At 51.4% G+C, this 23,781-nt stretch carries 23 protein-coding genes and 1 pseudogene; 8 read left to right on the plus strand and 16 right to left on the minus strand.

Annotation, left to right across the window (positions count from 1 at the left end):
• Positions 1-81: 81 nt before the first annotated feature.
• Both MPHASIOC01_RS00580 and MPHASIOC01_RS00585 read left to right on the plus strand, forming a co-directional pair.
• On the plus strand, positions 82-1,089 hold the full coding sequence (locus MPHASIOC01_RS00580) for a phosphotransferase enzyme family protein (protein WP_064597441.1): 1,008 nt from the start codon (positions 82-84) through the stop codon (positions 1,087-1,089).
• A 187-nt stretch (positions 1,090-1,276) separates the two neighbouring features.
• Positions 1,277-2,353, plus strand: coding sequence for an AraC family transcriptional regulator (locus MPHASIOC01_RS00585; protein ID WP_197499272.1), 1,077 nt, complete (start codon positions 1,277-1,279; stop codon positions 2,351-2,353).
• 167 nt (positions 2,354-2,520) lie between these two features.
• Here MPHASIOC01_RS00585 and sra read toward each other — a convergent pair whose 3' ends face one another.
• The 11 genes and pseudogenes from sra to yiaK all read right to left on the minus strand — a co-directional run bounded on the left by sra (position 2,521) and on the right by yiaK (position 11,583).
• Positions 2,521-2,664 carry a stationary-phase-induced ribosome-associated protein gene (sra, locus tag MPHASIOC01_RS00590; protein WP_074388793.1) on the minus strand — a complete coding sequence of 48 codons (144 nt, stop codon included), beginning with the start codon at positions 2,662-2,664 and terminating at the stop codon, positions 2,521-2,523.
• A 94-nt stretch (positions 2,665-2,758) separates the two neighbouring features.
• Positions 2,759-3,229, minus strand: a complete 471-nt coding sequence (locus MPHASIOC01_RS00595) for an Hsp20 family protein (protein ID WP_064597444.1) — start codon at positions 3,227-3,229, stop codon at positions 2,759-2,761.
• Positions 3,230-3,399: 170 nt separating this feature from the next.
• Entirely contained in the window at positions 3,400-4,542 is a 1,143-nt protein-coding gene (locus tag MPHASIOC01_RS00600) for an alpha/beta fold hydrolase (RefSeq protein ID WP_082917864.1), read from the minus strand.
• Between the two features lie 177 nt (positions 4,543-4,719).
• Positions 4,720-5,415: an L-ribulose-5-phosphate 4-epimerase gene (gene araD, locus MPHASIOC01_RS00605; protein WP_353613722.1), complete on the minus strand. Its 696-nt coding sequence runs from the start codon at positions 5,413-5,415 to the stop codon at positions 4,720-4,722.
• Complete coding sequence (locus MPHASIOC01_RS00610) at positions 5,409-6,269, minus strand: L-ribulose-5-phosphate 3-epimerase (protein ID WP_064597447.1); 861 nt, start codon at positions 6,267-6,269, stop codon at positions 5,409-5,411. The genes araD and MPHASIOC01_RS00610 overlap by 7 nt, the downstream gene beginning before the upstream one ends.
• Positions 6,269-6,922, minus strand: a complete 654-nt coding sequence (gene ulaD, locus MPHASIOC01_RS00615; RefSeq protein WP_353613723.1) for a 3-keto-L-gulonate-6-phosphate decarboxylase UlaD — start codon at positions 6,920-6,922, stop codon at positions 6,269-6,271. The genes MPHASIOC01_RS00610 and ulaD overlap by 1 nt, the downstream gene beginning before the upstream one ends.
• The gene (locus MPHASIOC01_RS00620) at positions 6,919-8,445 is read right to left on the minus strand and encodes an FGGY-family carbohydrate kinase (RefSeq protein ID WP_064598030.1); all 1,527 of its coding nucleotides are present in this window, start codon (positions 8,443-8,445) and stop codon (positions 6,919-6,921) included. The genes ulaD and MPHASIOC01_RS00620 overlap by 4 nt, the downstream gene beginning before the upstream one ends.
• 40 nt (positions 8,446-8,485) lie before the next feature.
• Complete coding sequence (locus tag MPHASIOC01_RS00625) at positions 8,486-9,808, minus strand: MFS transporter (protein WP_353613724.1); 1,323 nt, start codon at positions 9,806-9,808, stop codon at positions 8,486-8,488.
• A 119-nt stretch (positions 9,809-9,927) separates the two neighbouring features.
• Positions 9,928-10,057, minus strand: a pseudogene (locus MPHASIOC01_RS00630) (DUF4862 domain-containing protein); the annotation flags it as partial.
• 49 nt (positions 10,058-10,106) lie between these two features.
• Positions 10,107-10,574 carry a YhcH/YjgK/YiaL family protein gene (locus tag MPHASIOC01_RS00635; RefSeq protein ID WP_353613725.1) on the minus strand — a complete coding sequence of 156 codons (468 nt, stop codon included), beginning with the start codon at positions 10,572-10,574 and terminating at the stop codon, positions 10,107-10,109.
• Positions 10,575-10,584: 10 nt separating this feature from the next.
• Positions 10,585-11,583, minus strand: coding sequence for a 3-dehydro-L-gulonate 2-dehydrogenase (gene yiaK / locus MPHASIOC01_RS00640; protein WP_064597455.1), 999 nt, complete (start codon positions 11,581-11,583; stop codon positions 10,585-10,587).
• Positions 11,584-11,809: 226 nt separating this feature from the next.
• On the opposite strand from yiaK, the gene MPHASIOC01_RS00645 reads away from it, so the two are divergent.
• From MPHASIOC01_RS00645 to MPHASIOC01_RS00670, 6 genes are all read left to right on the plus strand, one after another.
• On the plus strand, positions 11,810-12,625 hold the full coding sequence (locus MPHASIOC01_RS00645) for an IclR family transcriptional regulator (protein ID WP_353613726.1): 816 nt from the start codon (positions 11,810-11,812) through the stop codon (positions 12,623-12,625).
• A 347-nt stretch (positions 12,626-12,972) separates the two neighbouring features.
• Complete coding sequence (locus MPHASIOC01_RS00650) at positions 12,973-14,514, plus strand: sugar ABC transporter ATP-binding protein (protein WP_353613727.1); 1,542 nt, start codon at positions 12,973-12,975, stop codon at positions 14,512-14,514.
• Positions 14,504-15,613 (plus strand): ABC transporter permease, encoded by a 1,110-nt coding sequence (locus tag MPHASIOC01_RS00655; RefSeq protein ID WP_353613728.1) that lies wholly within the window; start codon positions 14,504-14,506, stop codon positions 15,611-15,613. The genes MPHASIOC01_RS00650 and MPHASIOC01_RS00655 overlap by 11 nt, the downstream gene beginning before the upstream one ends.
• A gap of 12 nt (positions 15,614-15,625) precedes the next feature.
• The gene (locus MPHASIOC01_RS00660) at positions 15,626-16,726 is read left to right on the plus strand and encodes a substrate-binding domain-containing protein (RefSeq protein ID WP_353613729.1); all 1,101 of its coding nucleotides are present in this window, start codon (positions 15,626-15,628) and stop codon (positions 16,724-16,726) included.
• 11 nt (positions 16,727-16,737) lie between these two features.
• Complete coding sequence (locus tag MPHASIOC01_RS00665; RefSeq protein ID WP_064597465.1) at positions 16,738-17,592, plus strand: SMP-30/gluconolactonase/LRE family protein; 855 nt, start codon at positions 16,738-16,740, stop codon at positions 17,590-17,592.
• A 426-nt stretch (positions 17,593-18,018) separates the two neighbouring features.
• Positions 18,019-18,423 carry a hypothetical protein gene (locus tag MPHASIOC01_RS00670; RefSeq protein ID WP_353613730.1) on the plus strand — a complete coding sequence of 135 codons (405 nt, stop codon included), beginning with the start codon at positions 18,019-18,021 and terminating at the stop codon, positions 18,421-18,423.
• A gap of 27 nt (positions 18,424-18,450) precedes the next feature.
• On the opposite strand, the gene oxyR is transcribed toward MPHASIOC01_RS00670, so the two are convergent.
• The 5 genes from oxyR to bcsD all read right to left on the minus strand — a co-directional run bounded on the left by oxyR (position 18,451) and on the right by bcsD (position 23,777).
• On the minus strand, positions 18,451-19,362 hold the full coding sequence (oxyR, locus tag MPHASIOC01_RS00675; RefSeq protein WP_064597468.1) for a DNA-binding transcriptional regulator OxyR: 912 nt from the start codon (positions 19,360-19,362) through the stop codon (positions 18,451-18,453).
• 730 nt (positions 19,363-20,092) lie between these two features.
• On the minus strand, positions 20,093-21,103 hold the full coding sequence (locus MPHASIOC01_RS00680) for a glycosyl hydrolase family 8 (RefSeq protein ID WP_064597471.1): 1,011 nt from the start codon (positions 21,101-21,103) through the stop codon (positions 20,093-20,095).
• 108 nt (positions 21,104-21,211) lie between these two features.
• Complete coding sequence (gene galU, locus MPHASIOC01_RS00685) at positions 21,212-22,141, minus strand: UTP--glucose-1-phosphate uridylyltransferase GalU (RefSeq protein WP_353613731.1); 930 nt, start codon at positions 22,139-22,141, stop codon at positions 21,212-21,214.
• A gap of 125 nt (positions 22,142-22,266) precedes the next feature.
• The gene (locus tag MPHASIOC01_RS00690; protein ID WP_064597475.1) at positions 22,267-23,220 is read right to left on the minus strand and encodes a sensor domain-containing diguanylate cyclase; all 954 of its coding nucleotides are present in this window, start codon (positions 23,218-23,220) and stop codon (positions 22,267-22,269) included.
• Positions 23,221-23,318: 98 nt separating this feature from the next.
• The gene (gene bcsD, locus MPHASIOC01_RS00695; protein WP_036116673.1) at positions 23,319-23,777 is read right to left on the minus strand and encodes a cellulose biosynthesis protein BcsD; all 459 of its coding nucleotides are present in this window, start codon (positions 23,775-23,777) and stop codon (positions 23,319-23,321) included.
• Between the last annotated feature and the right edge of the window lie 4 nt (positions 23,778-23,781).

The following is a 23,781-nucleotide window of genomic DNA, read 5'->3' on the forward strand; positions in this document are numbered from 1 at the left end:
ATTTTTGCGGCTGTAGTGTCAAGCACGGCAAGGGGAAATAACTTCATGCTGAATGCACCCTGAACCAGACGGACAATATTCATGAGTGCAAAACAGTATGACACCCTGGACAACACAACTCTGACACGACTGGCGCAGCAGGCACTGCGCCGTTACCCGGCACCATTGCAGGGTGAACTTCGCCTGTTATGCCGTTCTGAAAACGCCACCTTTGTCGTGACTGCCGGGGGAAAACGCTATGCCCTGCGCCTGCACCGTGGCGATTACCATGAAAAAGTGGATATCGAAAGCGAGCTGTTGTGGCTGGATGCCCTGCGCGAAGCCGGTATTCCGGTGCCAGAGGCGCTGGTTGACTGTGAAGGTGTGCGGGTACAAACATTGCCGCTGGCTGGCGGGCAGGTACGCCATGCTGTTTTATTTCACTGGATTGAAGGCGACATGCCAGACACCGGCGTGGATCCCAGAGCTTTCCGCCAGTTGGGGGAAATTACCGCACGGTTGCACCAGCACAGCAGGCAGTGGCGCAAACCGGAAGGTTTTCGGCGTATTTTGTGGGACCACCCTTCAATGGTTAGCCCGGAAGGGCACTGGGGCGACTGGCGCGATGCACAAGGGCTTACCCACCACAACCATGACGTGGTGGATGCAGCCCTGGCGCGTATTCGCCATCAACTCAATGAATATGGCCGGGATCAGGCGCGATTTGGGCTGATCCATGCCGATCTGCGCCTCACCAATTTATTGCTCTGGCAGGGTGAAACCCGGGTGATTGACTTTGATGACTGCGGCATGGGTTGGTACCTCCATGACCTGGCTGCCGCTATCAGTTTTGTTGAGCACCACCCGCGGGCTGAAGCCTGGGTGGAGAACTGGCTCGCCGGTTATGAACGAGTGGCGCATATTTCTGACGCGGATATGGCGGTGGTTCCCGCCTTACTGATGCAGCGGCGTATACAGCTTACTGCCTGGGTGGCCTCTCATGCACAAACAGAAATGGCACAAAGCCTCGGGAGTGAATGGGTTGGGCATACCGTGCGTTTGTGCCACCGTTTTATGGAAGAAGACGCCCTGTTGCCTGTTGGGGCATAACGTTTGCTGCAGTAACCCTTGTGATGCACAGTAATGACCAGGTGCACTACGAGTGGGCAGCCTGGCTCCCGGGCGCGCACCAGCAGGGGCTTCTGGCTGCTAACTGATTGATTCTGTTTAACCCCATAAGTGGTACGAATATTGCTCTCACTTATCCCATTCATTAACAGGTAAAGGTGAAGCAATGATGACAACGCCTTCGCTGCATTCGGCGCTCTCTGGTTCGCTTAACAGCGCAGCAGGGGGAAATATGGGGGTTTTATCTGCCGCCGCCTCTGGTCTGGGTGATTTCATTAGCCAGTACGGTGGCGATGCAGACCGGGTGTTTGGTATCAGTGGTGTCGACCCCGAACTGCTTGCCAGCCCCACACTCAGCCTCGGGTTGGTGAATTACTGCCGGGTAATGGAAGAAGCTGCGCATAACTCAGGTTTTGATAATTTCGGTTTACACTACGGACGGCAGTTTAAACCGCAGTCATTAGGCCTGATTGGTTATATCGGTTTGTGTTCCGGCACACTGGAACAGGCGCTGCATAACGTGGCAAACGCGTTTCCGTATCACCAGCACGACACCTTAGTGCGCATGGTGGATAAAGGCGATTGCTGGCGGCTGGATTACCAGGTACGCCATGGTGCAATTCTTGCCCGTCGCCAGGATGCCGAACTGACGTTAGGCATGTTTATGAACCTGATTCGCCATGCTATGGGCCCGCACTGGGCACCACGGGAAGTACATTTTGAGCACCCACGCCCGGAACAGTGGCACGAACACTGTAAACTGTTCGATGCGCCGGTGTATTTTGAGCAGCCTTTTAACTCACTGATAATCCCTAAACGCGAGCTTTCCCGTACCATGCCAGACAGCGACCCTATGTTGCTGCTGGTAATGCAGGATGCCATTCGCCGCCTGAACAACCGGGTGCCCAACCAGGGCATTGTTGACCAGACGCGCACGCAAGTGCACCTGCAACTGGCTATGGGTGAACCGGTTCTTGACGATGTCGCGGAAAAAATGGGCCTGTCTTGTGGTTCATTGCAACGCCGGTTACGTGAGCAGGGCGTGAGTTTTACCACGCTGGTGGATAAAGTTCGTTGTGAAATGGCGACACACTATTTACAACAGAACCAGTTACCGGTGTCGGAGATGGCACTGTTACTGGGGTATTCAGAAGTGAGCGCGTTTTCCCGCGCGTTCCGTCGCTGGTTTGGGGTAAGCCCACGCCAGTGGCGTAAAGGTGAGCAGGTTCTGGCTTATCGGGAATGATAAAGCGCCGGGAAGCGTGGGTTCTTACCTGTCGGTGTGGCTGTTATTCGGGGAAGTGTACTAAAAGAAAAACTGTGGCATTAATGCAAGCGTGCCGGTTGAGACGCGATAAAAAAATGCGTCCGGGGCTGTTCGTCACAAGGACACCCCCGGACGCATCAATTCACTTATTCACTTTGGTTGAGATGGCGGTGCCGCCCGGAGCCATGTTTTACAATGGTGGCGGTATTATCGTGAATGACCAGTTTGCGGTGGTTCGATAACCAATGATCCTGCCCTAATAACTGACGTGCCTGACGATTCGTCTTCATGCATTCTCCTTACGTTGTTCAAAGATGTTAAGGATACTTCGTGTTATCAGAGCGCCTGGCCGGAACCAGGCGCGGCTTTACTGTTATGCGACGCTTACTCCTGGTGTTCAAGTGCTTTACTGTTGCTGTTTGTAATCGCAATCCGCTGTGGTTTTTCCTCTTCCGGAATTTCCTGCAGCAGACTGATAGTGAGTAACCCCTCGTTCAGAGCCGCTCCGGTGACGGTGACACTGTCTGGCAGGCTGAAGCTTGAACGGAAGCTGGCGCGGCTGATTCCGCGATGAATCCAGCTTTCTTCACTGCCGCCTTTTTCTTCTTCATGTTTACCGGAAATAGTGAGCTGCCCGCCTGTGGTTTCAATTTGCAGTTCGTGTTCTTTCCAGCCTGGGACACTCAGAATTAAGTCGTAACGGTTATCGCCAGTGCGTTTGATATCGTAGGAAGGTGCGCCACTAAGCGGTGTATCGCCAGTCAGCTGGCTGAACAACCGGTCAATACGGTTGAAGCGGTCAGGGAACAGTGAATCTGAAAGCAATGGGAATAAAGACAAAGCATTACGTGCCATGATTAACCTCCTGAACATAGTCAATATTCAAAAAGCAGTTCATGTTTTGTGGTGGGGGTTGTGCCCTCTCCGCAATGAAATATAGGGTGCCTGGCGTTTTTTTCAACCCCAGGAAAGTGAAATTTTTTTGTCGCCAGCCCCGGCCTTGCTGGCCGGGGATGTGAGCACAATTATTGTTTGGCAGATAGCGCGTGAATCACAAACGGCACGGAGTCACGTAAGGACGGGTTAACCGTTCCACTGTGGTCCAGTCCAGGATATTCACGGATTTCAACATCTGTTCCGGCCGCTTTCACCGCACTGGCGAAGTGCTGCTGCATGGCGGTGGGCACATTGATGTCATTGCCGCCAATGCCAATAAAGACCGGGTGGTTGATATGCAGGGTTGGGTAGCGCAGTGTGGGGGTTTGCTCAACCAGAACCGACTGGATCGCGGGTTTCAGGCTGTTGGCCGCATTGAGTTTTTCAGCCATCACTGCCTGGGTCAGCGGTGTGATGCACAGCTTACGGGCCTCATTGAGTAACGGCAGGGCTTTTTGCTGAAAATCGTTTTCCGGTTTCAGTGCCGGGTTGTGGTCGGCAGCGGAAAGGTAAATATAAAACGCATAAGGAATTTTTGGGTCCCCGCCATCCCCGGTTGATTCTCCGGTGAAGAGTTTATCGGCAGAAAGCGTGTCATCAAAAAAAGGTGTGCCGGTTAACACGGTGGCGCGTACGTGCAATTCCGGCGCGTAGTCAGGCTGCCAGCCTGCACTGGAAAAGGCCGCATGCGCCCCCTGAGACTGCCCAACCAGCACCAGTTTGTTAGCCAGCGGAAAGTTTTTCAGTGCCGCCCGCACGCTGTCCAGCACACTCCAGGCTTCTGCCCGTGCGTTCAGGTAATGGTGTAAACCGGAAGATCCCAACCCGGCATAATCGGGTGCAACCACTGCGAACCCCAGCGATAACCAGGTATTCAGGTACTGGCTGTCTCTGGCGGTACGTGGGTTCAGTGATGGCGCGCAATCCCGGCCCACACCCACTGTTCCGTGTGTCCAGACCACCACCGGCCAGCCACCGTCTGGCATTTTGCCATGGGGAATAAACAGTGCGGCGGTGTCTTCGCGCGGGGTTTTCCCATCCACACCACTGACCGAGCGGTAGGTTATCAGGTATTGTTCGGCGGCTTCCTGCAAACCGTGGTCGGCAGGCAGTGCGACTTTGTTCACCAGCTCACCGGCAGTGGTATCGGGTGCGGCGGCATAAGCCAGTGAAAAGGTGAAAGGTAATAATGCAGGCAGCGCCCAGCGCGCCAGTGAGCGAGGTATCAACATAGCGTGTTCCCTGTTTGTGGCTACAAGACCGCCACCTGGCAGTCAGTTTCAGGGGGTAAGTGTAGCGAAATTAACCTGATGATGCCGTCTTTCTGCAAGGAATATTGCTTATTCCTGGTCACGACTGGCCTGGTTGTCGTTCCAGGACAGTCGTGTTGTGCGTGATGGTGTTGGCGATTATTGCCCGTAGTAGGCATTTTTCCCGTGTTTGCGTAAATAGTGTTTATCCAGCAGGGTTTGCTGCATATCCGGTAATTGTGGGGCAAGCTGGCGCGAGAACAACCCCATATATGCGCACTCTTCCAGTACCACCGCGTTATGAACGGCATCTGCGGCATCTTTTCCCCAGGCGAATGGGCCATGGGAATGCACCAGCACGGCCGGAACCTGCAGAGGATCAAGGTTGCGCTGTTCAAACGTTTCGATAATCACATTACCGGTTTGCAGTTCGTAATCCTGCGCGATTTCAGCATCATGCATCAGCCGGGTACAGGGTACTGCGCCGTAGAAATAGTCTGCCTGGGTGGTGCCCCAGGCGGGTAAATCCAGGCCAGCCTGCGACCAGATTGTCGCATGGCGGGAATGGGTATGCACAATGCCGCCAATGCCCGGAAAACGGCGGTACAACGCCAGGTGGGTGGCAGTATCAGAAGAAGGTTTCTTTTTCCCTTCCACCACTGCGCCAGTTTCCAGATCAACCACCACCATGTCATCGGCAGTCATCACGTCATACTCTACGCCTGAGGGTTTGATAATCACCACACCCTGCTCGCGGCAGACAGCGCTGACATTTCCCCAGGTAAATGTGACCAGCTGGTGTTCAGTAAGCGCCAGGTTGGCAGCCAGCACTTCATCTTTTAACTGTTCTAACATGGGAATCCTCCTTCCTGCATACGTTGTTCAATCCACTGGCGAGCCTGAATAATTTCCAGCACCGGCTCCTGGGCTTTCTCTGTCCACATCTCAATTAAAAAGGCACCGCGATAATTCAGTTCTGCAAGGGTTTTGAAGATGCCGACAAAATCGACACAGCCCTGGCCAAAGGGCACATCACGAAATTGCCCCGGGCTTTCAGCGGTGACCGCCAGCGTGTCTTTCAGGTGAATGGCGGCAATGCGGTTAATCCCCAGGCGGAGCTCACTGGCAACGTCATTTCCCCAGGCACTGAGGTTGCCAACATCCGGGTAAACACTGAACCAGGGTGAGGCAAGTAAGTCGTCCCATTTTTTCCATTTGGTAATGGAGTTCATGAACTCGGTATCCATGATTTCCACAGCCAGCATCACCTGTGCGGCGGCGGCCTGCTCAACAGCCCAGGCCATGCCTTCAGTGAAATAACGCAGTGTGGTTTCATCGTGGGTTTCGTAATAGACGTCATACCCGGCTAACTGGATGGTGCGGATCCCCAGGTCGCGTGCCAGCCTGATAGCCTGGGTCATAATGGTTCTGGCACGCTGGCGAATGGCTTCATCTTTGCTGCCAAAAGGGAAACGGCGGTGCGCGGACAGGCACATCGATGGTATGGATACACCGGTTTCCAGCATGGACTCCACCAGAGCGGCTCGCTGGCTGGCAGACCACTCCAGGCGGGATAAACGCTCATCGGTTTCATCGACTGACATCTCGACAAAATCAAAACCACAGCTTTTCGCCAGCACTAACCTTTCCGGCCAGGTGAGGTTTTTAGGTAAGGCCTTTTCATAAATACCGAGTGGATGCTGGCGCATTATTTGCTCCCCCAAATGGTCTGAATTTGTTGGTGAAAGGCACTGGCAACAGCGGGCGGGCTGGGATTTTCAACCAGCGCACGCCCGGCAATAAATGCGCGCACTGCGATATCACGGAACAGGTGCAGGTCGTCAGGTGTGATGCCGCCGGTAATTGACAGTTCCAGGCCAATATCCGAGAGGGTTTTCATGCGGTTAAGATCTGTCTCACTCCAGGTTTGGCCGCTGGCCTGAGCATCCCGGCCGCGGTGATAAATCGCCTGGCGAATACCGGCTTTATACCAGGCGCGGGCATCATCGAAAGTCCAGTTGCCAAATAGCTCAATCTGAATATCGCCCTGATGCTGTTTAGCAACGGATAATGCTTTTTCCACCGTCGCCAGGGGGGCGGCACAAATCACGGTCATCCAGTTGGCACCCGCGGTCATTGCTTGTTGGGCCAGCGTTTCTCCGGCGTCGGCCACTTTCCAGTCGGCTACCACGATTTTTTCCGGGCAACGAGCCCGTAATTCACGCACCGCATGCAACCCTTCAGACAGGCATAAAATGGTGCCAGCCTCAATAATGTCCACATGGTGATGCAGCTTTTCCACATCCTGGAGTGCTGATGCCAGGCTGGTGTGGTCCAGGGCCAGTTGTAACAAGGGTTTCATGCGTTAGATTCCTTAGCACGTTGAGATGCGGCGCAGCGAGCGTGAAACTGCTGTATGGCATCAATCAGATATTGGTAATGCTGGTATTTATGTTGATAGCGCGCGTGAGCGTCCCGGTCCGGGGTCAGGCGCTGAATGGGGTTATCCAGGTGCTGGCAGGCAACCTGAAATGAGGGATACACGCCACTACCCACCAGGGCGGCGAGTGCGGCGCCAAGGCAGCCGGTTTCTTCCACCTGGGGTAACTCCACGGTTAATCCGCTGATGTCGGCAAACATCTGCATCCAGACGGCTGAATGTGCCGGGCCACCGGTTATGCGTAAGGTGCGGGCTTCGGTAAAACGGGTTTGCATACGGTTCAGGTGAGCCATATGGCTGAAAACCACACCTTCATAGACGGCCTGCAGCAGGTGAGCCCGCTGGTGAATCGCCTGTAACCCATAGAAGCCGGCGGTCATTTCCAGACCGGCGTTGCTGCCATACAGAAATGGCAGAAAGTAGACATCTGAACCGGCCTTCGGCAGGCTGGCAACCGCGTTATTAATCTCATCAAAAGAGAGTGAGCCCCACTGGTTCGTGAGCCATTCAAGATTGCCGGATGATGTGGGGCTGGCCTCATGGACAATATAGAGACCCGGGTCGGCGTAACGGCCATAGACATAACGGTGAGCTTCGTTGGGATGAATCCCGGATGTCACACCGCTGGTAACGGCCCAGGTTCCCATAACGGCATTGAGTGTGTGTTCATCCTGTAATCCGGCACAGAGTGCGGTGGAAACCACATCAAACAGCCCCCCCACTACAGGCGTGCCTGCAGCGAGACCGGTCAGAGAGGCGGCATGAGCGGTGATTTCCCCGCATATTTCTGCCGGACCAACAATTGGCGGTAAAGCGGGCATGATTTCTTCAATACCCAGCATTTGCGCCAGTTTGGGGTCATATTCACCCCGCGCCATGTGGTACAGGTTCGATTCGGAGATATTGGTTTCTTCTGCGCTTTTTACACCTGTCAGGCACCAGCGCAGATAATCATGGCCCATCATCACGCAGCCAATGTTCTGGTAGCGGTGTGGCTCATGGTCCTTAATCCAGCGCAATAATGATGCCGGGTGGCCGGTCCATAATGTCTGGCGGGTTTCAGGATAGAGCCGCTCCGGCATACCTTCCTGTTGCCACTGGCGTACTTGCGCCATAGCCCGGCGGTCTGAGGAGAGAATGGCGTTGCCGAGAGGCTGATTCTGCTTATCGAGCAGAAACAGCCCCTTACCCTGAGCAGAAATACCAATCGCCTGAATCCGTGAGCCATTTACCTCTGCCCGGGTCAGTAACTGGCGAATGGTACTGGCACACTGCTCCCATAACGCGTGCATATCGCGCTCAGCGTATCCTGGTTGTGGGTTGAGGGTGGTCAGTACGCCACGCTGGATATAGCGTTCTTTGCCAGCGCGGTCATATAATCCGGCTTTCAGATAGGTGCCGCCGCAATCAATACCCAGCCATAAAGGCTCACTGTGTTCTCTCATCATTGCTACTCGTTTATGCGCGCCGTAGCGCGCAGGCGTCTCAAATAGTGGATTTATTAGCTACACCCTGGTGTGTTGGGTGAGTTTCATCGTTGTCGCATTTGGCAGGCAGGAGAAGCGCCAGAATGGCAGACAGCAGCAGTGAAACGGCCAGGCAATACACACCGGCATCTTTGCTGTAGAGGGTTATCAACACGCCAACTGCATAAGGGCCGCAGAAACCACCGAGATTACCCAGAGCATTAATGACGCCACGCGCGCCACCGGCCATTTCAGCGCTGAATAGCCGCGCCGGGATGGTCCAGAACACGCCCGCGGCGGATTGCAGGAAGAAACCGCAGCCAATCAATGCCAGGTACGACAACCAGACATGCTGTTTCAACGTGACGGACAGAAACATGCACAGGGCAAAACCCAGCAACGGCAGGAAAACGAATAATTTACGTTTGCCTGTGTGGTCAGACAGAGAGGAGAACAGGAACATACCCGCCATGGCGGCAACGAAAGGCAGCACTGCCAGTAAACCGACCTCGCTCATGCTACTGTGAGTCAGGCTTTTGAGAATGCTGGGTAACCACAACGTATAACCGTAAATTCCGGTCTGGTAGAAGAAGTTCAGGGCAATTAACTGCCAGATAGTTTTGTCTGCCAGCACCCGTTTCAGTGAGGCATTGCGCACCTGTTTGCCAGCAATTGCCGCCTGTTCCTCTTTCAGTGTCCGGATTAACCACTGCTTTTCAGCCCCGGATATCCAGCGGGCTTCTTCAGGCCGGTCGCTTACGGTGAGTGACCACAGGATAAGCACGGCAACAGAGAACAATCCTTCAATAATGAACAGCCAGCGCCAGTCCAGGACAGTAATGAGCCAGCCTGAAAGCGGAGCGGTGATAATGCCAGCAATAGGAACGAACATGATGACGATAGCGTTAGCACGCCCACGCTCTGCGTCCGGGAACCAGTTACTGACCATTGTCAGTACTACCGGCAACATCCCGCCTTCAGCCACCCCCAGCAGGAAGCGCAAGGCAAGTAACTGGTACTGATTAGTAATCAACCCGGTAAGAATGGATAAAATAGCCCAGGCAACCAGAGACCAGCCAATAAAGCGCTTGCCGCTACCATGTACCGCTATTTTTCCGCCAGGCACCTGCAGAAATAAATAACCGATAAAGAAAATACCACCGGCAAGCCCTGCCATGCTGGCCGAAATACCTAATTCACTATCCATTCCACCTGGCATGGCAAAGGCAATATTTACCCGGTCCATATAAGAAATAATACAGGCGATTAATATAGGTGGGATAATTCTCAACCAGCGCTGGTGGGGAATATGTTGAGATTGTAGGGTACGGGTCGTGTTCATAATATTATTCTCTTAGTCGTCGTGAGATAACACGCTGTGGCCTGAGTTTATTCAGGCCACTGAGGTATTCTGTTGTTATTATGTTTTTGCCTGGTTTAAAGCACAGTCTCCGCCGTGCCCAGACCACGAATATCTGCACTGCCAGCCAGTTGACGCCAAAAACTGGCTTCGTCATTCTCATTTTTTATAGTGTAATGAAGGTGCGCAAGGGTACGCACCAACAATATAACCCGGGTGTTGGCTATTCATTGTAGTGGTTCCTTATTATTTGCTGTAATTCAGTAAATAAATAACAAGGCTAGTTTATTGTGGAAACATCCACTTTCACGACAACTTTTCTAATATTGCAACTATGCTGATTAATACAGCCCGGGCGATGCACATCCTGAGGGAAAAAAATGGCATAATTACCCGGGGTCATATGTATAAAAGATTCATTTTCTGCTGACTGGTAGAAAATAATATCCCGCTCGGCAAGTAATGATTCACTAATAGGATTGGTACCATTATCTGGTGCGATACCAATGCGTTCATCCCCACTGACTAAAAACTGAATATCAATATACCGGCGATGTACCTCAGGCAGGTTCTCCGTGACAGGTTTTGTCGTGAGATCCAGGATTTGCATGTACAGTTTCTTGCCGTCCACTTCCACCATGCCAGGGTCAAGACGCGAAAAGTCAGTTTCCCGCAGCAGTGCCAGCGCCTGTTCCAGTGGTGGTGGCAGTGAACAAGGATTGGGATTGCTTATATGGCCGAAAATCATGGTATTTCCCCTACAGAGCCTGGATTTTTTCCCATACGCTGTCGTCAACGGTGATACCGTTGCGGCGATTTTCTTCGAGCAGTCGCGCAAATTCGTGGCCTGGCAAACGAATAGCTACATTCGGGTCTGCGCGTTCAGCCGTGGTGATGTAATCCATAATGCGTTGCAGTTTTTCATCACGGGTTTTACCGTCAATAAGCCTGTCTACTTCAATGGCGATAAAGATCTGCGACACGCCATATTCATCACTGTTTTCTTCCGTGACCTGGGCGACAGAACCACCGTTAGAAAGCAGGGTGGCAATCATGTCCAGCACAATAGACAAGCCTGAACCTTTCCAGTAACCCATTGGCAGAATGCGGCGATTTTTTTCCACGGTACCCGGGTCTTTGGTGAGGTTACCGTCGTCATCAAACCCGCCATCTACCGGTAACTGGCGGCCAGCCAGGCGGTTCACTTCCAGCATGCCGTAGGAAAACATCGACATGGACATATCCACCATCGTAATTGGGTTGCCCGGTATCGCCACAATCAATGGGTTGGTGCCAATCCGGCACTCTTTAGCACCCCAGGGCGGCATGACGGCGATGGAGTTCGTCCAGCAAATACCAATGTAGCCTTTTTCTGCTGCCTGCCAGCCATAGCTGCCACCGCGCATCCAGTGGTTGGCATTACGCAATGCAACCAGCCCAATACCGTGGTCTGAAGCCAGTTCAGTGGCGCGGTCCATCATTTTTTGCGCTGTCAGGTTGCCAATGGCGCGGTGGGCATCCCATTGTTCTATGGCACCCAGTGAAAGCATGCGTTCAGGTACAGCATCCGGAATGATATCGCCAGCATCGAGTTGCTGAATAAAACGAGGGAAACGGTTTACGCCGTGGGAGTAGACCCCTGATTCGGTGGTGCGGGCGAACATTTCTGCACAAGCATCCGCTGTTTGTGGATTGACTCCCCGGTTCACCAGTACCCGGTTAAATGCAGCTTTTAACTGCTCAAACGTCACTTTCATTCCTGAACTCCTTCGGTTTGTGGGAATGGCGTGAATGAATTTTTAGCTGTAAATTTCATATTGTGGAATCTGATTTCAAATATAACTATCAAAAAATGAGATGTCAAAGCATGAATGAAAACTAAAAATAAAGTAAATTCAGTGTGTTAATAATTTATTGCACAGATCGTGAACTGAAACACACTTTGCGCTACGATCAGAAAACGATAAAAGCAGGATGAGAGACATGAGTGAAAAAAGAGCGAATGCGGCCCAGGATAAAGAGCGGCCCGCAGGCAGCCAGAGTTTGTTTCGTGGCTTGCAATTAATTGAAATTTTGAGCAATTACCCAAATGGCTGTCCGTTGGCCCACCTCTCGGAACTGGCACAACTGAACAAGAGCACCGTGCACCGTCTGCTGCAGGGGTTGCAGTCTTGCGGCTATGTGACGGCTGCGCCAGCGGCCGGGAGCTACCGGCTGACCACTAAATTTATTTCTGTGGGGCAAAAAGCACTGTCATCCCTGAACATTATTCATGTTGCCGCACCCCACCTGGAAACCCTCAACCTGGAAACGGGTGAGACCGTGAACTTCTCAACACGGGAAGATGACCACTCGATTTTGATTTATAAGCTGGAACCCACGACCGGTATGTTGCGTACCCGGGCGTATATTGGGCAGCAGCAACCGCTGTATTGCTCGGCAATGGGGAAAATTTACCTCGCCTTTGGGCAGGAAGATTACGTACAAAAGTATTGGGAAATACACCAGCCACAAATTCAGTCGCTGACGCGCAACACGATTACCCGGCTGGGAGATATGTACCAGGAACTGGCGTCCATTCGCGATAAAAACATGGCCATGGACCGTGAAGAAAACGAACTGGGAGTATCCTGTATTGCTGTGCCAGTGTTTGATATTCACCAACGGGTGCCTTACGCGATTTCTATCTCGTTATCCACTTCTCGTTTAAAGCAGATTGGTGAAAGGAACCTGTTGAAACCACTCCAAAAAACAGCACAGGCTATTTCCCAGGAGTTGGGGTTTAACGCACAGCTATAGTGCTTTGCCTGACAGTCTCTTTTCCTGCTGTAACATACCGGCGCAGTATGTCGTTTTGCATACTGCCCTTGCCTGGCTATTGCTGATATTTTGCTACTAATAATTAGCTGAATAACCTTCTTATTCGCACGATTTAATAAGTGCGCTCCTCGTCACATTTTAGATAAATAAAAATAACTAATTGATAATATTAATTATTTATTTATTCACCTTCCGTGATATTTCATGTTTACTTTTTATTGTGAATTTGAAATTTGATTTCGCATATTGAAACACTGGTGCGTTTTTTTTCGATCCTGATGTGAAAAAAAACTTTGTTAGCGGGTCACCCATGAAGAGGCATCGCTATGAATCAAATTCGGGCCCAGCAACCCACGCTGGAAATGCAGCATATTGTGAAACGCTTTGGCGGCAACCCCGCAGTCAATGATGTCAGCCTTCATGTTATGCCTGGCGAGGTCCTTGCGCTGCTTGGTGAAAATGGCGCGGGAAAATCAACATTAATCAAAGTGCTGGCGGGCGTTTATTCCCGTGATAGTGGCGACATTCTGTTTAAAGGCCAGTCTATCTCTTCTGCCGCAGCAATTAAGAGTGCCACACAACAACCTATCGCATTTATCCATCAGGATCTTGGCCTGGTGGATTGGATGACGGTTGCTGAAAACATGGCGCTGGTCATGGGGTTTCCGCGCAAACTGGGGCTGATTCGCTGGCGTGAAATTGAACGCCGTGCTCGCCAGGCACTCCTGGATGTGGGAATAGATATTGACCCACAGGCCAGGGTTTTTGAGTTATCGCGCACTGAAAAATCCCTGCTGGCGATTGCGCGTGCCGTCGCCGTTAACGCGGAGTTACTGGTGCTGGATGAACCCACCGCCTCATTGCCTGCCAATGATGTTCGCCACCTGTTCAGTGTTATTGCCCGTTTAAGGGAAAAGAATGTCGGGATGATTTATGTCACGCACCGCCTTGATGAAGTGATTGAGATTGCCGACCGGGTGTGTGTGATGCGTGACGGGTGCTATGTCGCCGGAGGGATGACGGCAGACTATACCGTGCGTGGCCTGGTGGAATTAATTGTGGGCGAGCAAACGGCGCAAGAACAGCGTGAACCTTTACCTGAAGGGCGCTCCCCGGTACTGACGCTGGAAAATGTCCAGGTTGGGGAGACCGGCCCGGTGAGTTTCACATTGCAGCCAGGAGAAATGCTGGCTCTGGCCGGGCTGCGTGGGGCAGGCCAGGAAGAAATTGGTCGTCTGTTGTTTGGGCTGCGCCAGCGTGAAGGCGGCAAAATCCAGTTTTGTGCACAGCCTTATGCTGCCAGAAACCCACGGGAAGCAATGGCGCGGGGCGTTTCTTTAGTTGCCGGAGACCGGACAGGCGAAAGTCTGGTGATGTCGATGTCGGTGCGGGAAAACCTGTTTATGAACCCCTGCGCCAGCGGTCATCGGGTGTTGTCCCGCTACGGCGGGCGTGAGGAAATTGGCGAAAGCTGGTGGAAAGTACAGCTATTCGATGTCCGTCCGAAGGATGTCAACATTGATATCAGTGCGTTATCCGGAGGTAACCAGCAGAAAGTGGTGATGGCTCGCTGGATGCATCTGGCGACACCGTTGTTGATTCTGGAAGACCCAACGGCGGGCGTGGATGTCGGAGCCCGGGCGGAGATTTATCACCTGTTGAATAAATCATTGGGCGAGGGCGTGGCAGTACTGGTTATCTCAAATGATTTCGAGGAGATAGCGCATATCTGCAACCGGGCACTGGTGTTTAACCGGGGGCGTGTTGTGGGTGAACTGCGCAATCAGGATGTGACGTTTGCGAATTTATTGGCACTGGCGTCTGCCAGTTCTGAAGTCACTAAAGGGCAAGAAGATTATGTCGAATAAAACATCGGTAAAATCCACCGCGTTGGAGCAGCGCGTCAGTCTGTCCCGTGACGGCGTCAGCCCCTGGATGATGCAGGTTGTCACGCGCTATGGCTTGTTATTATTGTGCGTGGTGTTGACGCTGGTGTTCTCCCTGACAACACCCTCGTTTGCGTCCATGCTGACATTGCAGGCTATTCTTGCCAGCAAATCCAAAATCGCCCTACTGGCGCTGGCCGCCACCATTCCGATGATTGTGGGCAAAATCGACTTGAATGTTGGGTTTGGCATTGTTTTGTGGCACATCCTCGCTATCACGTTGCAGGTGCAATACGGGTTTTCCTGGGAAATTGCCATTGTGATTGTGCTGATTATCTCAGCATTGTATGGCCTGCTTAACGGTATTCTGGTGGCGCTGGCCGATATCGACAGCTTTGTTGCCACACTGGGCTCTGGCACGGTGCTGTATGCGGTTGCCCTGTGGCACTCCGGTGGGCGGCAAATCGTTGGCGACCTTCCGGATGCTTTTATTGCTATCGACCACGCTGAAATCTTTGGTATTCCGGTTGCCGCGTTTTATGTCGTGGTTGTGGCGGTGTGCCTGTGGTTGTTAACCGAACACACGCCAATGGGTCGTTGCATGTACGCGGTGGGCGGAAATCCGGCAGCGGCGCGGCTTAATGGTATTCCGGTGAATCTGTATGTGATGGGTTCATTTATTGCGTCCAGTGTCCTGACTGGTTTTTGCGGGGTACTGATTGCCTCAGAACAAGGTGTCGGCCAGGCCAGTGTAGGTATGGATTACCTGTTACCGGCACTGGTGGGCGCATTTTTAGGTAGTACCACCATTCGCCCGGGCCGGGTGAATGTGTGGGGCACTGTGGTTGGCATTTGTATTTTGGCGATTGGTATTGCCGGGATCCAGCAATTTGGCGGGGCGTTCTGGGTTGAACCTCTGTTCAATGGTGCCACGTTGTTACTCTCCATTACGCTTGCCGGTTACGCACAGCGCCGCCGTATGGCGAATCAGAAAGCCGTTCAACGGCGACAAACGACAGGTAGTGCGCAGCCTGCGCAACTGTCCACACCTTCCGACGCTAATCATGTCGTTAAATCATAAGGGGTATTTTTCATGAAATATCGTTTGCTTGCATTGGGTTTGAGCCTTGCTTTGTTCAGCCAGGGGCCAGCTTTTGCGGATGATTTTATGTCTCAGGTGAAAGCGGCAGTTGCCAGCGCGACCGCACCAGTGACGAAGTGGGACGGGCCAACAACCGGGCCAGTATTGCAAAAAAATAAGAAAATTATTTTTATTGCCTCCGATATGAAAAATGGCGGAGTGCAGGGAGTACAGCAGGGGCTGAGTGAAGCGGCGAAAGTGGCAGGCTGGCACCTGGAAACACTGGATGGCGCGGGTTCGGTAAAGGATCAGTTATCTGCGCTCAACCAGGCAATCGCCCAGAAACCCGATGGCATAGTGATTGGTGGCTGGAACCCTAACGTCGCGAAAATTCCACTCGACCATGCGGCAAAACTGGGCATTGTGTTAATCGGCTGGCATGCCATTCCACAGCCCGGCCCGGTTGAGAAATACCACCTGTTTTACAATGTAACCTCAGATTCTAATGACGTCGCCCGGATTGCTGCCGATTATGCGATTGCACGTTCTGATGGCAAAGCACAAGTTGTGATTCTGACGGACTCGCTGTACCAAATTGCGCTGGATAAAGCCAATGTGATGAAAGCGGAAATTGGCAAATGTGCTTCCTGCAAAGTGCTGGAGTTTATTGATACGCCACTGTCTGATACCTCCAGCCGTATGCCGTCGATGACATTCAGCTTGTTGCAGAAATACGGTGACAAATACCAGTACACACTGGCGATTAACGACCTCTATTTTGATTTTATGGCACCCGCGTTGAGAACAGCGAACAAAGGAGGGAAAAACGCGCCCTTTAACATTTCAGCTGGTGACGGCTCCATTACGGCGTATCAGCGCATACGTACCAGTAACAGCCAGCTTGCCACGGTGCCTGAGCCCTTGAAGCTGCATGGCTGGCAAGTACTGGATGAGTTTAACCGTGCTTTTGCCGGGCAGAAGCCCTCTGGCTATGTCACGCCGGCACACCTCGTGACGAAAGAGAATATTGATAAAGATGGCGGGCAAAACAATATGTATGACCCACAGAATGACTACCAGGGTCATTACAAAGCAATTTGGGGAGTCAAATAAGCGAGGCGGGTATGCAGGTAACATGGTCAGGGGATCTGGAACGGTTATGCTCGCCCGCTCAGTGGGCGGAAGGCCCTGTCTGGCTTGAACAGGAACAGGCCGTGGTATTCAGTGATGTAAAAGGCAACCGTATGTTTCGTTGGTCTTCCGGTCACGGTGTACAGTTATGGCGGGCATCGGCGAATTATGCCAATGGCAACGCAGTTGATACTGAAGGCCGGGTGGTGACTTGTGAACATGGTCGTCGTGGTATCAGCCGCACGGAGCGGAACGGTGATGTGACACTACTGGTTGATAAACTGGAAGGGAAACGCCTGAATTCTCCCAATGATGTCGCCGTGCGTTCCGATGGTACGATTTGGTTTACTGATCCGCCCTATGGCATTGTCGGCGATGATGAAGGCTATAAGTCGGAAAGCCAGGTGATTGGGTGTTATGTCTACTGTTTCGACCCGCGTGATAACAGCCTGACTATTGCAACCAGTGATACCCAGCGGCCCAATGGTATTGCTTTTTCACCCGATGAGCGCCTGCTGTATATTGCCGATATGTCTGTTGTTGATTTCCCCGGCCAGGGACGCCGGGAACTCCGGGAATATAAAGTCGTTGGTAACCGGCTGGAAAACGGGCGTCGTCTGGCTGAGGTCGCACCAGGTTTTCCGGATGGCTTTTGTGTGGACCGCTACGGGCATATTTTTTGTAGTTGTGCCGATGGCGTTATCATTTTTTCAGCACAAGGGGAACAAATAAACAAAATTCAGGTACCTGAGCGGGTGTCCAACTGTGTGCTGGGTGGGGTTGCGCAGGATATTTTGTTTATTACGGCGACAACATCGCTCTACAGTCTGCGGTTGCAATATTTATAGCGGTTTATAGCAATATTAGATGGAATCAACTCTTCCGGCAGCGCGGGGGCATCTGTCTCCGTACTGCCGCTAAAACGTAACTTCCTCTGTGTTTCTTCATCATCTGACTATGTGTAGTGCCAGGCTGGATCAGCCCACTTTTTTATTAGTAAAACCAATGAAACCACAATGACTGATCGCTCGCATCAATAAGTGATCAATATTCACTCTGATTACGCCTGGTAAGATTTATAACTTATGAATAAACAAGACATTTTTTGATATTTTAAGAAAAACCGTATGGATAAAACAGAATTTATTATCTATGTTGAATAGACAAATATTTAAGAAAATGAAATATCGGCCGATAACCATTTAATCTAGCTGGGTGGCCGATGGCATGGATTAGCAGGAACACCCTGTTCCAGGCACAAAGGATACTGAAAAGTGAAATCTGACCGTTTGTCACAACATTCCCAACAGGGATTACCCGCGGTTCCCGTTCCACCTGTAGTGGACGCTATTGCTGTGCGCCTTGCCTGGGTTACGCGGGGTGATGAACACCAGGTTGCCGGGTTACTGGCGCAGCCTTATTTACATGGGCAGGTGATTCAGAGCGACCAGGAGCAACTTCTGGTGCAATTTCCGTTCTTTTCTGCAGTCCACTCCGGGATGACCACCAATGACTACACTCTGGCACTGGTGAATTTGTGGCTGGCAATTGAAGCGCAGTACAGCATGGGTAACGTGCTTGCGGAAGATGTGCTTAACGGACTAAAGGCAGCAATGACAATCACGCGCCAACGTGATTGTCAGAGAAAATATAGCGGTATTACGGTATCCATGGAGTGATAATCGGTTCACCCGGTTATGCGATGGTCATGCGGTAATACTGTCGGCCTGTAAATACTTCTCCATATGTTTCGCAATAATGTTGCGCAGCATTTCATACTTCTTACGCATCGGGTCGCTACGGTGAAACACCAGCACCATTTTGCGTGTGGGTTCTGGTGCCACGCAGCGTAAGTATTTCACTTCATCGCGGGTTTCTTCCTGAGTGGAAAGCAGTGGGAAGAAAGCGATTCCCTTGTTAAACGCCACACTGCGGCGCAGTGTCTCAAGATGCATGGCGATAAACCGGTTATCCGGTTCCAGCTCAAACTGATAGCAATACCGCAAGATTTGGTTGTGCAGGCAGTTGCCGTCATCCAGCATCAGTATTTTGTTATTTTTGAGATGGTCCATGTTGATTTCATCGAACCGGGCATAAGGGTGTTTGTGGCTGACACCCAGTACCAGTGGTTCTTCAAACAACGGTAATTCAACATACTTACTGGTTTCTTTGCTGGCCATGACAATCGCACATTCAATGGCGTCGGATTCCAGCATTGCCAAAAGGTGCTGGGTTTGCGCTTCATGAATTTCCATTTCAACTTCCGGGAAGTTTTCCCGGCATAACGTATTCATATGGGAAAAAATGTACGGCGCAAGGGTTGGAATGATACCGATATCCAGTGTTTGAGACAGGCTGTTCTGGCTACTGTTCGCCATGTTTTTCAGCGCTTCAATTTCCCGCAGAATCACCTGAGTTTGCTCCACCAGGCGCAACCCGGTTTGTGTGAAACGAATTTTACGGGTAGTGCGCTCCAGTAATTGTAATCCCAGTTCATTTTCCAGCTTACGTAACTGGGCGCTGAGTGTTGGTTGGCTCACGTTACAGGCTTCGGCTGCACGCTGAAAATGGCGGTATTTAGCCAGGGCAACAAGGTACTCTAAATTACGAATGTTCATTTTTTTCCCCGGGTTGCAAATGCTGACGTTGTACGGGTAGATTTATATAATCTGTTTGGTTGTGATGCCTTGTTATTATTCTTAACTCGGTCATTTCTCCCCCATGAATTGCATGAGAACTAATACTTTTTTATTATTCTTCCACTAAATCCTGTCATTCTCTTATGAACAAAAAGTGCGGATTAATCTTTGTTCACAATAATGGCAAGCACTGTTGTTAATTTCATAAAAATTTCACCACGATAATACTTGTGTAATAACGTAAGTGTTCAGGTCTGTTAAACCGCGCGTCAGGCCAATCTCAAGTGAGCGGCTGGATAAGCACGCCAGTCTGGCTCTCATTTTCATTCCCGGAAGAAGTAACAGATTCTGTTGCAATGCCTTTTTATCCCATCGCTACATAGCCCGGGGTTTTTCGGTTTCTGAAAACCGTTTTACTCCCTTGCGCTGAAACGCTGGTACGGGCTGGTAACCAGTCAGCCCTTCCCTGCAGCTGGTCACATATTTGTTATAAAGAGCATCCTGCCAGCATTCGGTAACCCATAATGAGGGTTTACCTGGTCGTACATACTTTACGCCCAGGTGAAAACTATCGTATCCGCAAAATAATGTGACATGGAACAATATTTACCGTAGTGGTTAATAGCAATATTGCGTTTATTTTGACCTTAATCAAACTCACATTTTATGACAGTTAACGGTATACAAAAATTTTAAGCATGATTGTTTATCATCCTTTTAAAGATGCTGCAAATAAAGAGAGCATATGGAGTGCAGATAAATAGTAACCTTCGCCAGGGTGCAGTGATTTATCCATTTGATGATAATCTCCCATGGTTAAGTCTCGTACCGCCAGTATTCCGCCAGACATATCGTAAGTTGCCTGACTGTTGCCAGAAACGTCTACCCAGGCAGGGGTTGAATTCCGGGTATAGCTGGACCAAAAGTGGCGGAAATTTTCTGTCGCGCCAGGTTTAACATCACCCAGGCTGAGGTATAACGGAATACGAATGGCATCATAACTAAAACGGGCAGGCCAGTTTTTGGCGGGTGAGACATCACCGTTGTCTTTGACAAACACCCAGTCGCTGGGGAGTTGGGTTTTGCCAAAGCGCGCTTTGTCCAGTAGTGCCAGGCTGGACTGCTTCAGTTTCAGCCATACTGAATTGTGGCTGGCTTTCCAGAAGCTTTCCCAGGCCGGGAAGATAAAGTAAGACGGGTTAACAATATAGCCGTCGTCACGCACAAAACCCTCCAGCCCCGGTAACAGCAATGTCTGGTTGTCTTCCTCAATTACCAGGCAGTTGATAAGCGCATCCTGAATATGTGATGAGGCGTCGGTCCAGCTCTGCTCATGCCATTTTTCGCCAGCGAGCAGTAGCGCCCAGGCTATCAGTGTATCGCCATCGCTGGCGTTGTTGGTATCGGTCACTTTGTTGACGGCCGGGTCATAGCGCCAGGCGAACAACCACAACGAAGGGCGTAATAAGGTGTGTTCAGTCCAGCCCCAAATGCGCTCAAAAGCCGGGCGGTCGTTATTCATAACGGCCAGTAACATGCCGTATCCCTGGCCTTCAGAATGGCTGATGTTGCCATTTTCACGGTCGATAATGCGCCCGTCCTGATTCAGGTAATTGTGTTTAAACACCGCCCAGTTGTTTTCCTGAGCGGACGCGGCGAAAGAGCTCATGGTCAGCGAGAGCAGTAATAGCCATGGCGAGAACCAGATCGCTTTTAACATGATAGAGAATGTTCCTTTAGAAAACGCATATTGCTTTGTGGAACGCCGCCCGCAAAGGGCAGCGTATTCAGCGTACAGGGACACAACAGACTGTTTCGCCGCCAGAGGTTACATAACGGCTTCAGCCTGTGCCCCGGTAACAGGTTTACGTGCCAGGCTGATATCATTTTGCAGCCACTGACGGAAAGTTTCACCCGTTGCCTGATGGCGCAGCCCATATTCAACAAAGGCTTTCATATAGCCAATTTTGTCGCCGCAATCATGAGATTTACCCACCAGGCTGTAAGCTTCGACAGTAGATTCTGTCAGTAGCATATCAATGGCATCGGTGAGCTGGATTTCGCCGCCCGCGCCAACCGGTGTTTTATGCAGCAACGGCCAGATTGCTTTAGACAGGACATAACGGCCAACAACCGCCATATCGGATGGGGCGTCTTCTGTGGCCGGTTTTTCCACCATGCCCAGAATGCGGCCAAAAGCGCCTGCGCTCAGGTTCTTTCCACCACAATCGACCACACCGTAACGGGACACATCTTCATGTCTGACGCGCTCAATCATTAACTGGCTGGCACCCGTCGCCGTGAAGCGCTGGATCATCGCGGCAAGGTTATCCTGTGCCAGGTCACAGTGGCTGTCATCAATCAGTACATCCGGCAGCACGACAACGAAATCATCATCACCCACCAGTGGCTGTGCACACAGCACGGCATGGCCCAGGCCTTTCGCCTGGCCCTGGCGCACATGCATGATGTTCATGCCAGCCGGGCAAATGGTACGCACTTCTTCCAGTAACTGATTTTTTACGCGTTGTACCAGCAGGGATTCGAGTTCAAAAGAGGTATCAAAGTGGTTTTCAATCGCGTTTTTGGATGAGTGAGTGACCAGGATGATTTCCCGGATGCCACTGGCATAACACTCCTGCACGATGTACTGGATAAGGGGCTTATCCACAATCGGCAGCATTTCTTTAGGGATGGCTTTGGTTGCAGGCAGCATACGCGTACCAAGACCTGCAACAGGAATCACAGCCTTTAACATTCTCGTTTCCTCTGTGTTAGCGCAGCAATACACGTCGTAATTCAGGCTGATGGCAACCTGAGTTACAGAGTGTGCACAATTTAACTATTTATTTTTATTAACTATTTCGTTGTTAACGATTGACATCAGACCGACCCGACAATACTGTGCGAGTCCGCTGTTGAGACAATTTGGTAATTAATAAAGTCGTCTCCACCCAGTGCTTTTACCTTATACAGCGCGGTGTCTGCGGCCTTTAACACGGATGCAAAGTTGGTCCCGTGCCTGGGCCAGGTAGCGACGCCAATGCTGACAGACAGCGCCACCTGGTGACCAATAGTCTGCAGGTACATGGGCAGACGGGTTTGCTCAATAATCCGTTGCAGCAATAACCCGGCATCATGTTCGTCAGTCCCGTCAATAAAGGTCAGTGCGAACTCATCACCGCCCAGGCGGCCAAGCAGAGTGGTGTTGCTGATGCACTGTTTCACCCGGCTGATAAAGTGGCGTAAAACTTCATCGCCTGCGGCATGGCCCAGCTCATCGTTGATGGTTTTAAAATTATCTAAATCAAGAATGGCGACGACGGTTTCGGCACCGCTGGCCTGGGCTGCACGAAATTTTTTCCGGCTACGGATGTAATACCCCTGGCGATTCAACGTTCTGGTTAATGCATCGTTGTGCGCCCGGTAATGCAACCGTTCACGTATGGTGACATGGTGCGTGATATCAAAACACACCAGGATAAAAGCAAAAACATCACCACGTTCATCGCAACGCGGCAGTAACGTGACATCGAGCCAGAGTGGTTCGTTGTTTTTCTTGCGCAGAAAAACTTCGCCCTGCCATTTTTCACCTGTCAGCCGCGAGACTTTCAGCCCAGCCAGTAGAGAAGATGTGTAGTGCTCTTCGCCGGGCTGGAAAAGTGGGGCGTCCAGCACGTCATCTCTGTCGTATCCGGTCAGCGCGTAATAGCCAGGGTTGGCATAGCTCACCTTGCCCTGAGCATCGAGCACCAGGGAGATAAAGGCATCCTCTTCCATATAACTGATACTACCGAGTTCAAGTTTCCTTCCTGAAACAGTGAGTTCATTCAACATTATGGTCACCTGAAAGTTGATATGGCGGAATGCCTTTACCCCACGAAAAGTCACGGGCCGGTCTCAACCTGCCCGTTGATGTTGTGGAGAGAGGGGGATTATTCCGTCATGGCGTAACGAAAAATTAAAACATCTTCAGTGGTGTTTTCTTTCCAGCGCACTGGCACGCTATTGCCTGCGCCCTGGGAAACCAGCCACTGCGAGTACGCGCCTTCCAGTACATAAGCACTGGCCCGGCGCCATTGCGCTTCATCGCGGGATTCTGGGGCATGCGGCCAGGCACAATGGATCAAAATCAGTTCACGTTGTGCTGGCGCCATTTTTACAAAGCCCCAGTTGAACAGTTCCAGCACATGGTTAATGTGTTGTTCCAGTTCATTCACCGTATTTGACGGGTCTATGGGATACCATTGCGCCAGCATGCCGCCGATACGGCGCAGCGTGTCCGGGTCTTTGTCCTGCTGGCTGTTGGTGAATTCGTTAAAGAACAGATACACCAGGTCGTGCCAGCCAGCCTGATAGTTACGCTGTAAATAGGTATCCTGATTGCTAAACATGTTT

Source organism: Mangrovibacter phragmitis (assembly GCF_040429585.1).
Lineage (GTDB): Bacteria > Pseudomonadota > Gammaproteobacteria > Enterobacterales > Enterobacteriaceae > Mangrovibacter > Mangrovibacter phragmitis.

Coding starts and splice junctions, on each gene's coding strand:
- MPHASIOC01_RS00690 (WP_064597475.1), bottom strand. CDS start 23,220: ATGTTGAATGAACTCACTGTTTCAGGAAGGAAACTTGAACTCGGTAGT.
- bcsD (WP_036116673.1), bottom strand. CDS start 23,777: ATGTTTAGCAATCAGGATACCTATTTACAGCGTAACTATCAGGCTGGC.
- MPHASIOC01_RS00655 (WP_353613728.1), top strand. CDS start 14,504: ATGTCGAATAAAACATCGGTAAAATCCACCGCGTTGGAGCAGCGCGTC.
- yiaK (WP_064597455.1), bottom strand. CDS start 11,583: ATGAAAGTGACGTTTGAGCAGTTAAAAGCTGCATTTAACCGGGTACTG.
- MPHASIOC01_RS00610 (WP_064597447.1), bottom strand. CDS start 6,269: ATGCGCCAGCATCCACTCGGTATTTATGAAAAGGCCTTACCTAAAAAC.
- araD (WP_353613722.1), bottom strand. CDS start 5,415: ATGTTAGAACAGTTAAAAGATGAAGTGCTGGCTGCCAACCTGGCGCTT.
- MPHASIOC01_RS00585 (WP_197499272.1), top strand. CDS start 1,277: ATGACAACGCCTTCGCTGCATTCGGCGCTCTCTGGTTCGCTTAACAGC.
- MPHASIOC01_RS00595 (WP_064597444.1), bottom strand. CDS start 3,229: ATGGCACGTAATGCTTTGTCTTTATTCCCATTGCTTTCAGATTCACTG.
- galU (WP_353613731.1), bottom strand. CDS start 22,141: ATGTTAAAGGCTGTGATTCCTGTTGCAGGTCTTGGTACGCGTATGCTG.
- oxyR (WP_064597468.1), bottom strand. CDS start 19,362: ATGAACATTCGTAATTTAGAGTACCTTGTTGCCCTGGCTAAATACCGC.
- MPHASIOC01_RS00600 (WP_082917864.1), bottom strand. CDS start 4,542: ATGTTGATACCTCGCTCACTGGCGCGCTGGGCGCTGCCTGCATTATTA.
- MPHASIOC01_RS00625 (WP_353613724.1), bottom strand. CDS start 9,808: ATGAACACGACCCGTACCCTACAATCTCAACATATTCCCCACCAGCGC.
- MPHASIOC01_RS00650 (WP_353613727.1), top strand. CDS start 12,973: ATGAATCAAATTCGGGCCCAGCAACCCACGCTGGAAATGCAGCATATT.
- MPHASIOC01_RS00620 (WP_064598030.1), bottom strand. CDS start 8,445: ATGAGAGAACACAGTGAGCCTTTATGGCTGGGTATTGATTGCGGCGGC.
- MPHASIOC01_RS00635 (WP_353613725.1), bottom strand. CDS start 10,574: ATGATTTTCGGCCATATAAGCAATCCCAATCCTTGTTCACTGCCACCA.
- MPHASIOC01_RS00665 (WP_064597465.1), top strand. CDS start 16,738: ATGCAGGTAACATGGTCAGGGGATCTGGAACGGTTATGCTCGCCCGCT.
- MPHASIOC01_RS00680 (WP_064597471.1), bottom strand. CDS start 21,103: ATGTTAAAAGCGATCTGGTTCTCGCCATGGCTATTACTGCTCTCGCTG.
- ulaD (WP_353613723.1), bottom strand. CDS start 6,922: ATGAAACCCTTGTTACAACTGGCCCTGGACCACACCAGCCTGGCATCA.
- MPHASIOC01_RS00645 (WP_353613726.1), top strand. CDS start 11,810: ATGAGTGAAAAAAGAGCGAATGCGGCCCAGGATAAAGAGCGGCCCGCA.
- MPHASIOC01_RS00580 (WP_064597441.1), top strand. CDS start 82: ATGAGTGCAAAACAGTATGACACCCTGGACAACACAACTCTGACACGA.
- sra (WP_074388793.1), bottom strand. CDS start 2,664: ATGAAGACGAATCGTCAGGCACGTCAGTTATTAGGGCAGGATCATTGG.
- MPHASIOC01_RS00660 (WP_353613729.1), top strand. CDS start 15,626: ATGAAATATCGTTTGCTTGCATTGGGTTTGAGCCTTGCTTTGTTCAGC.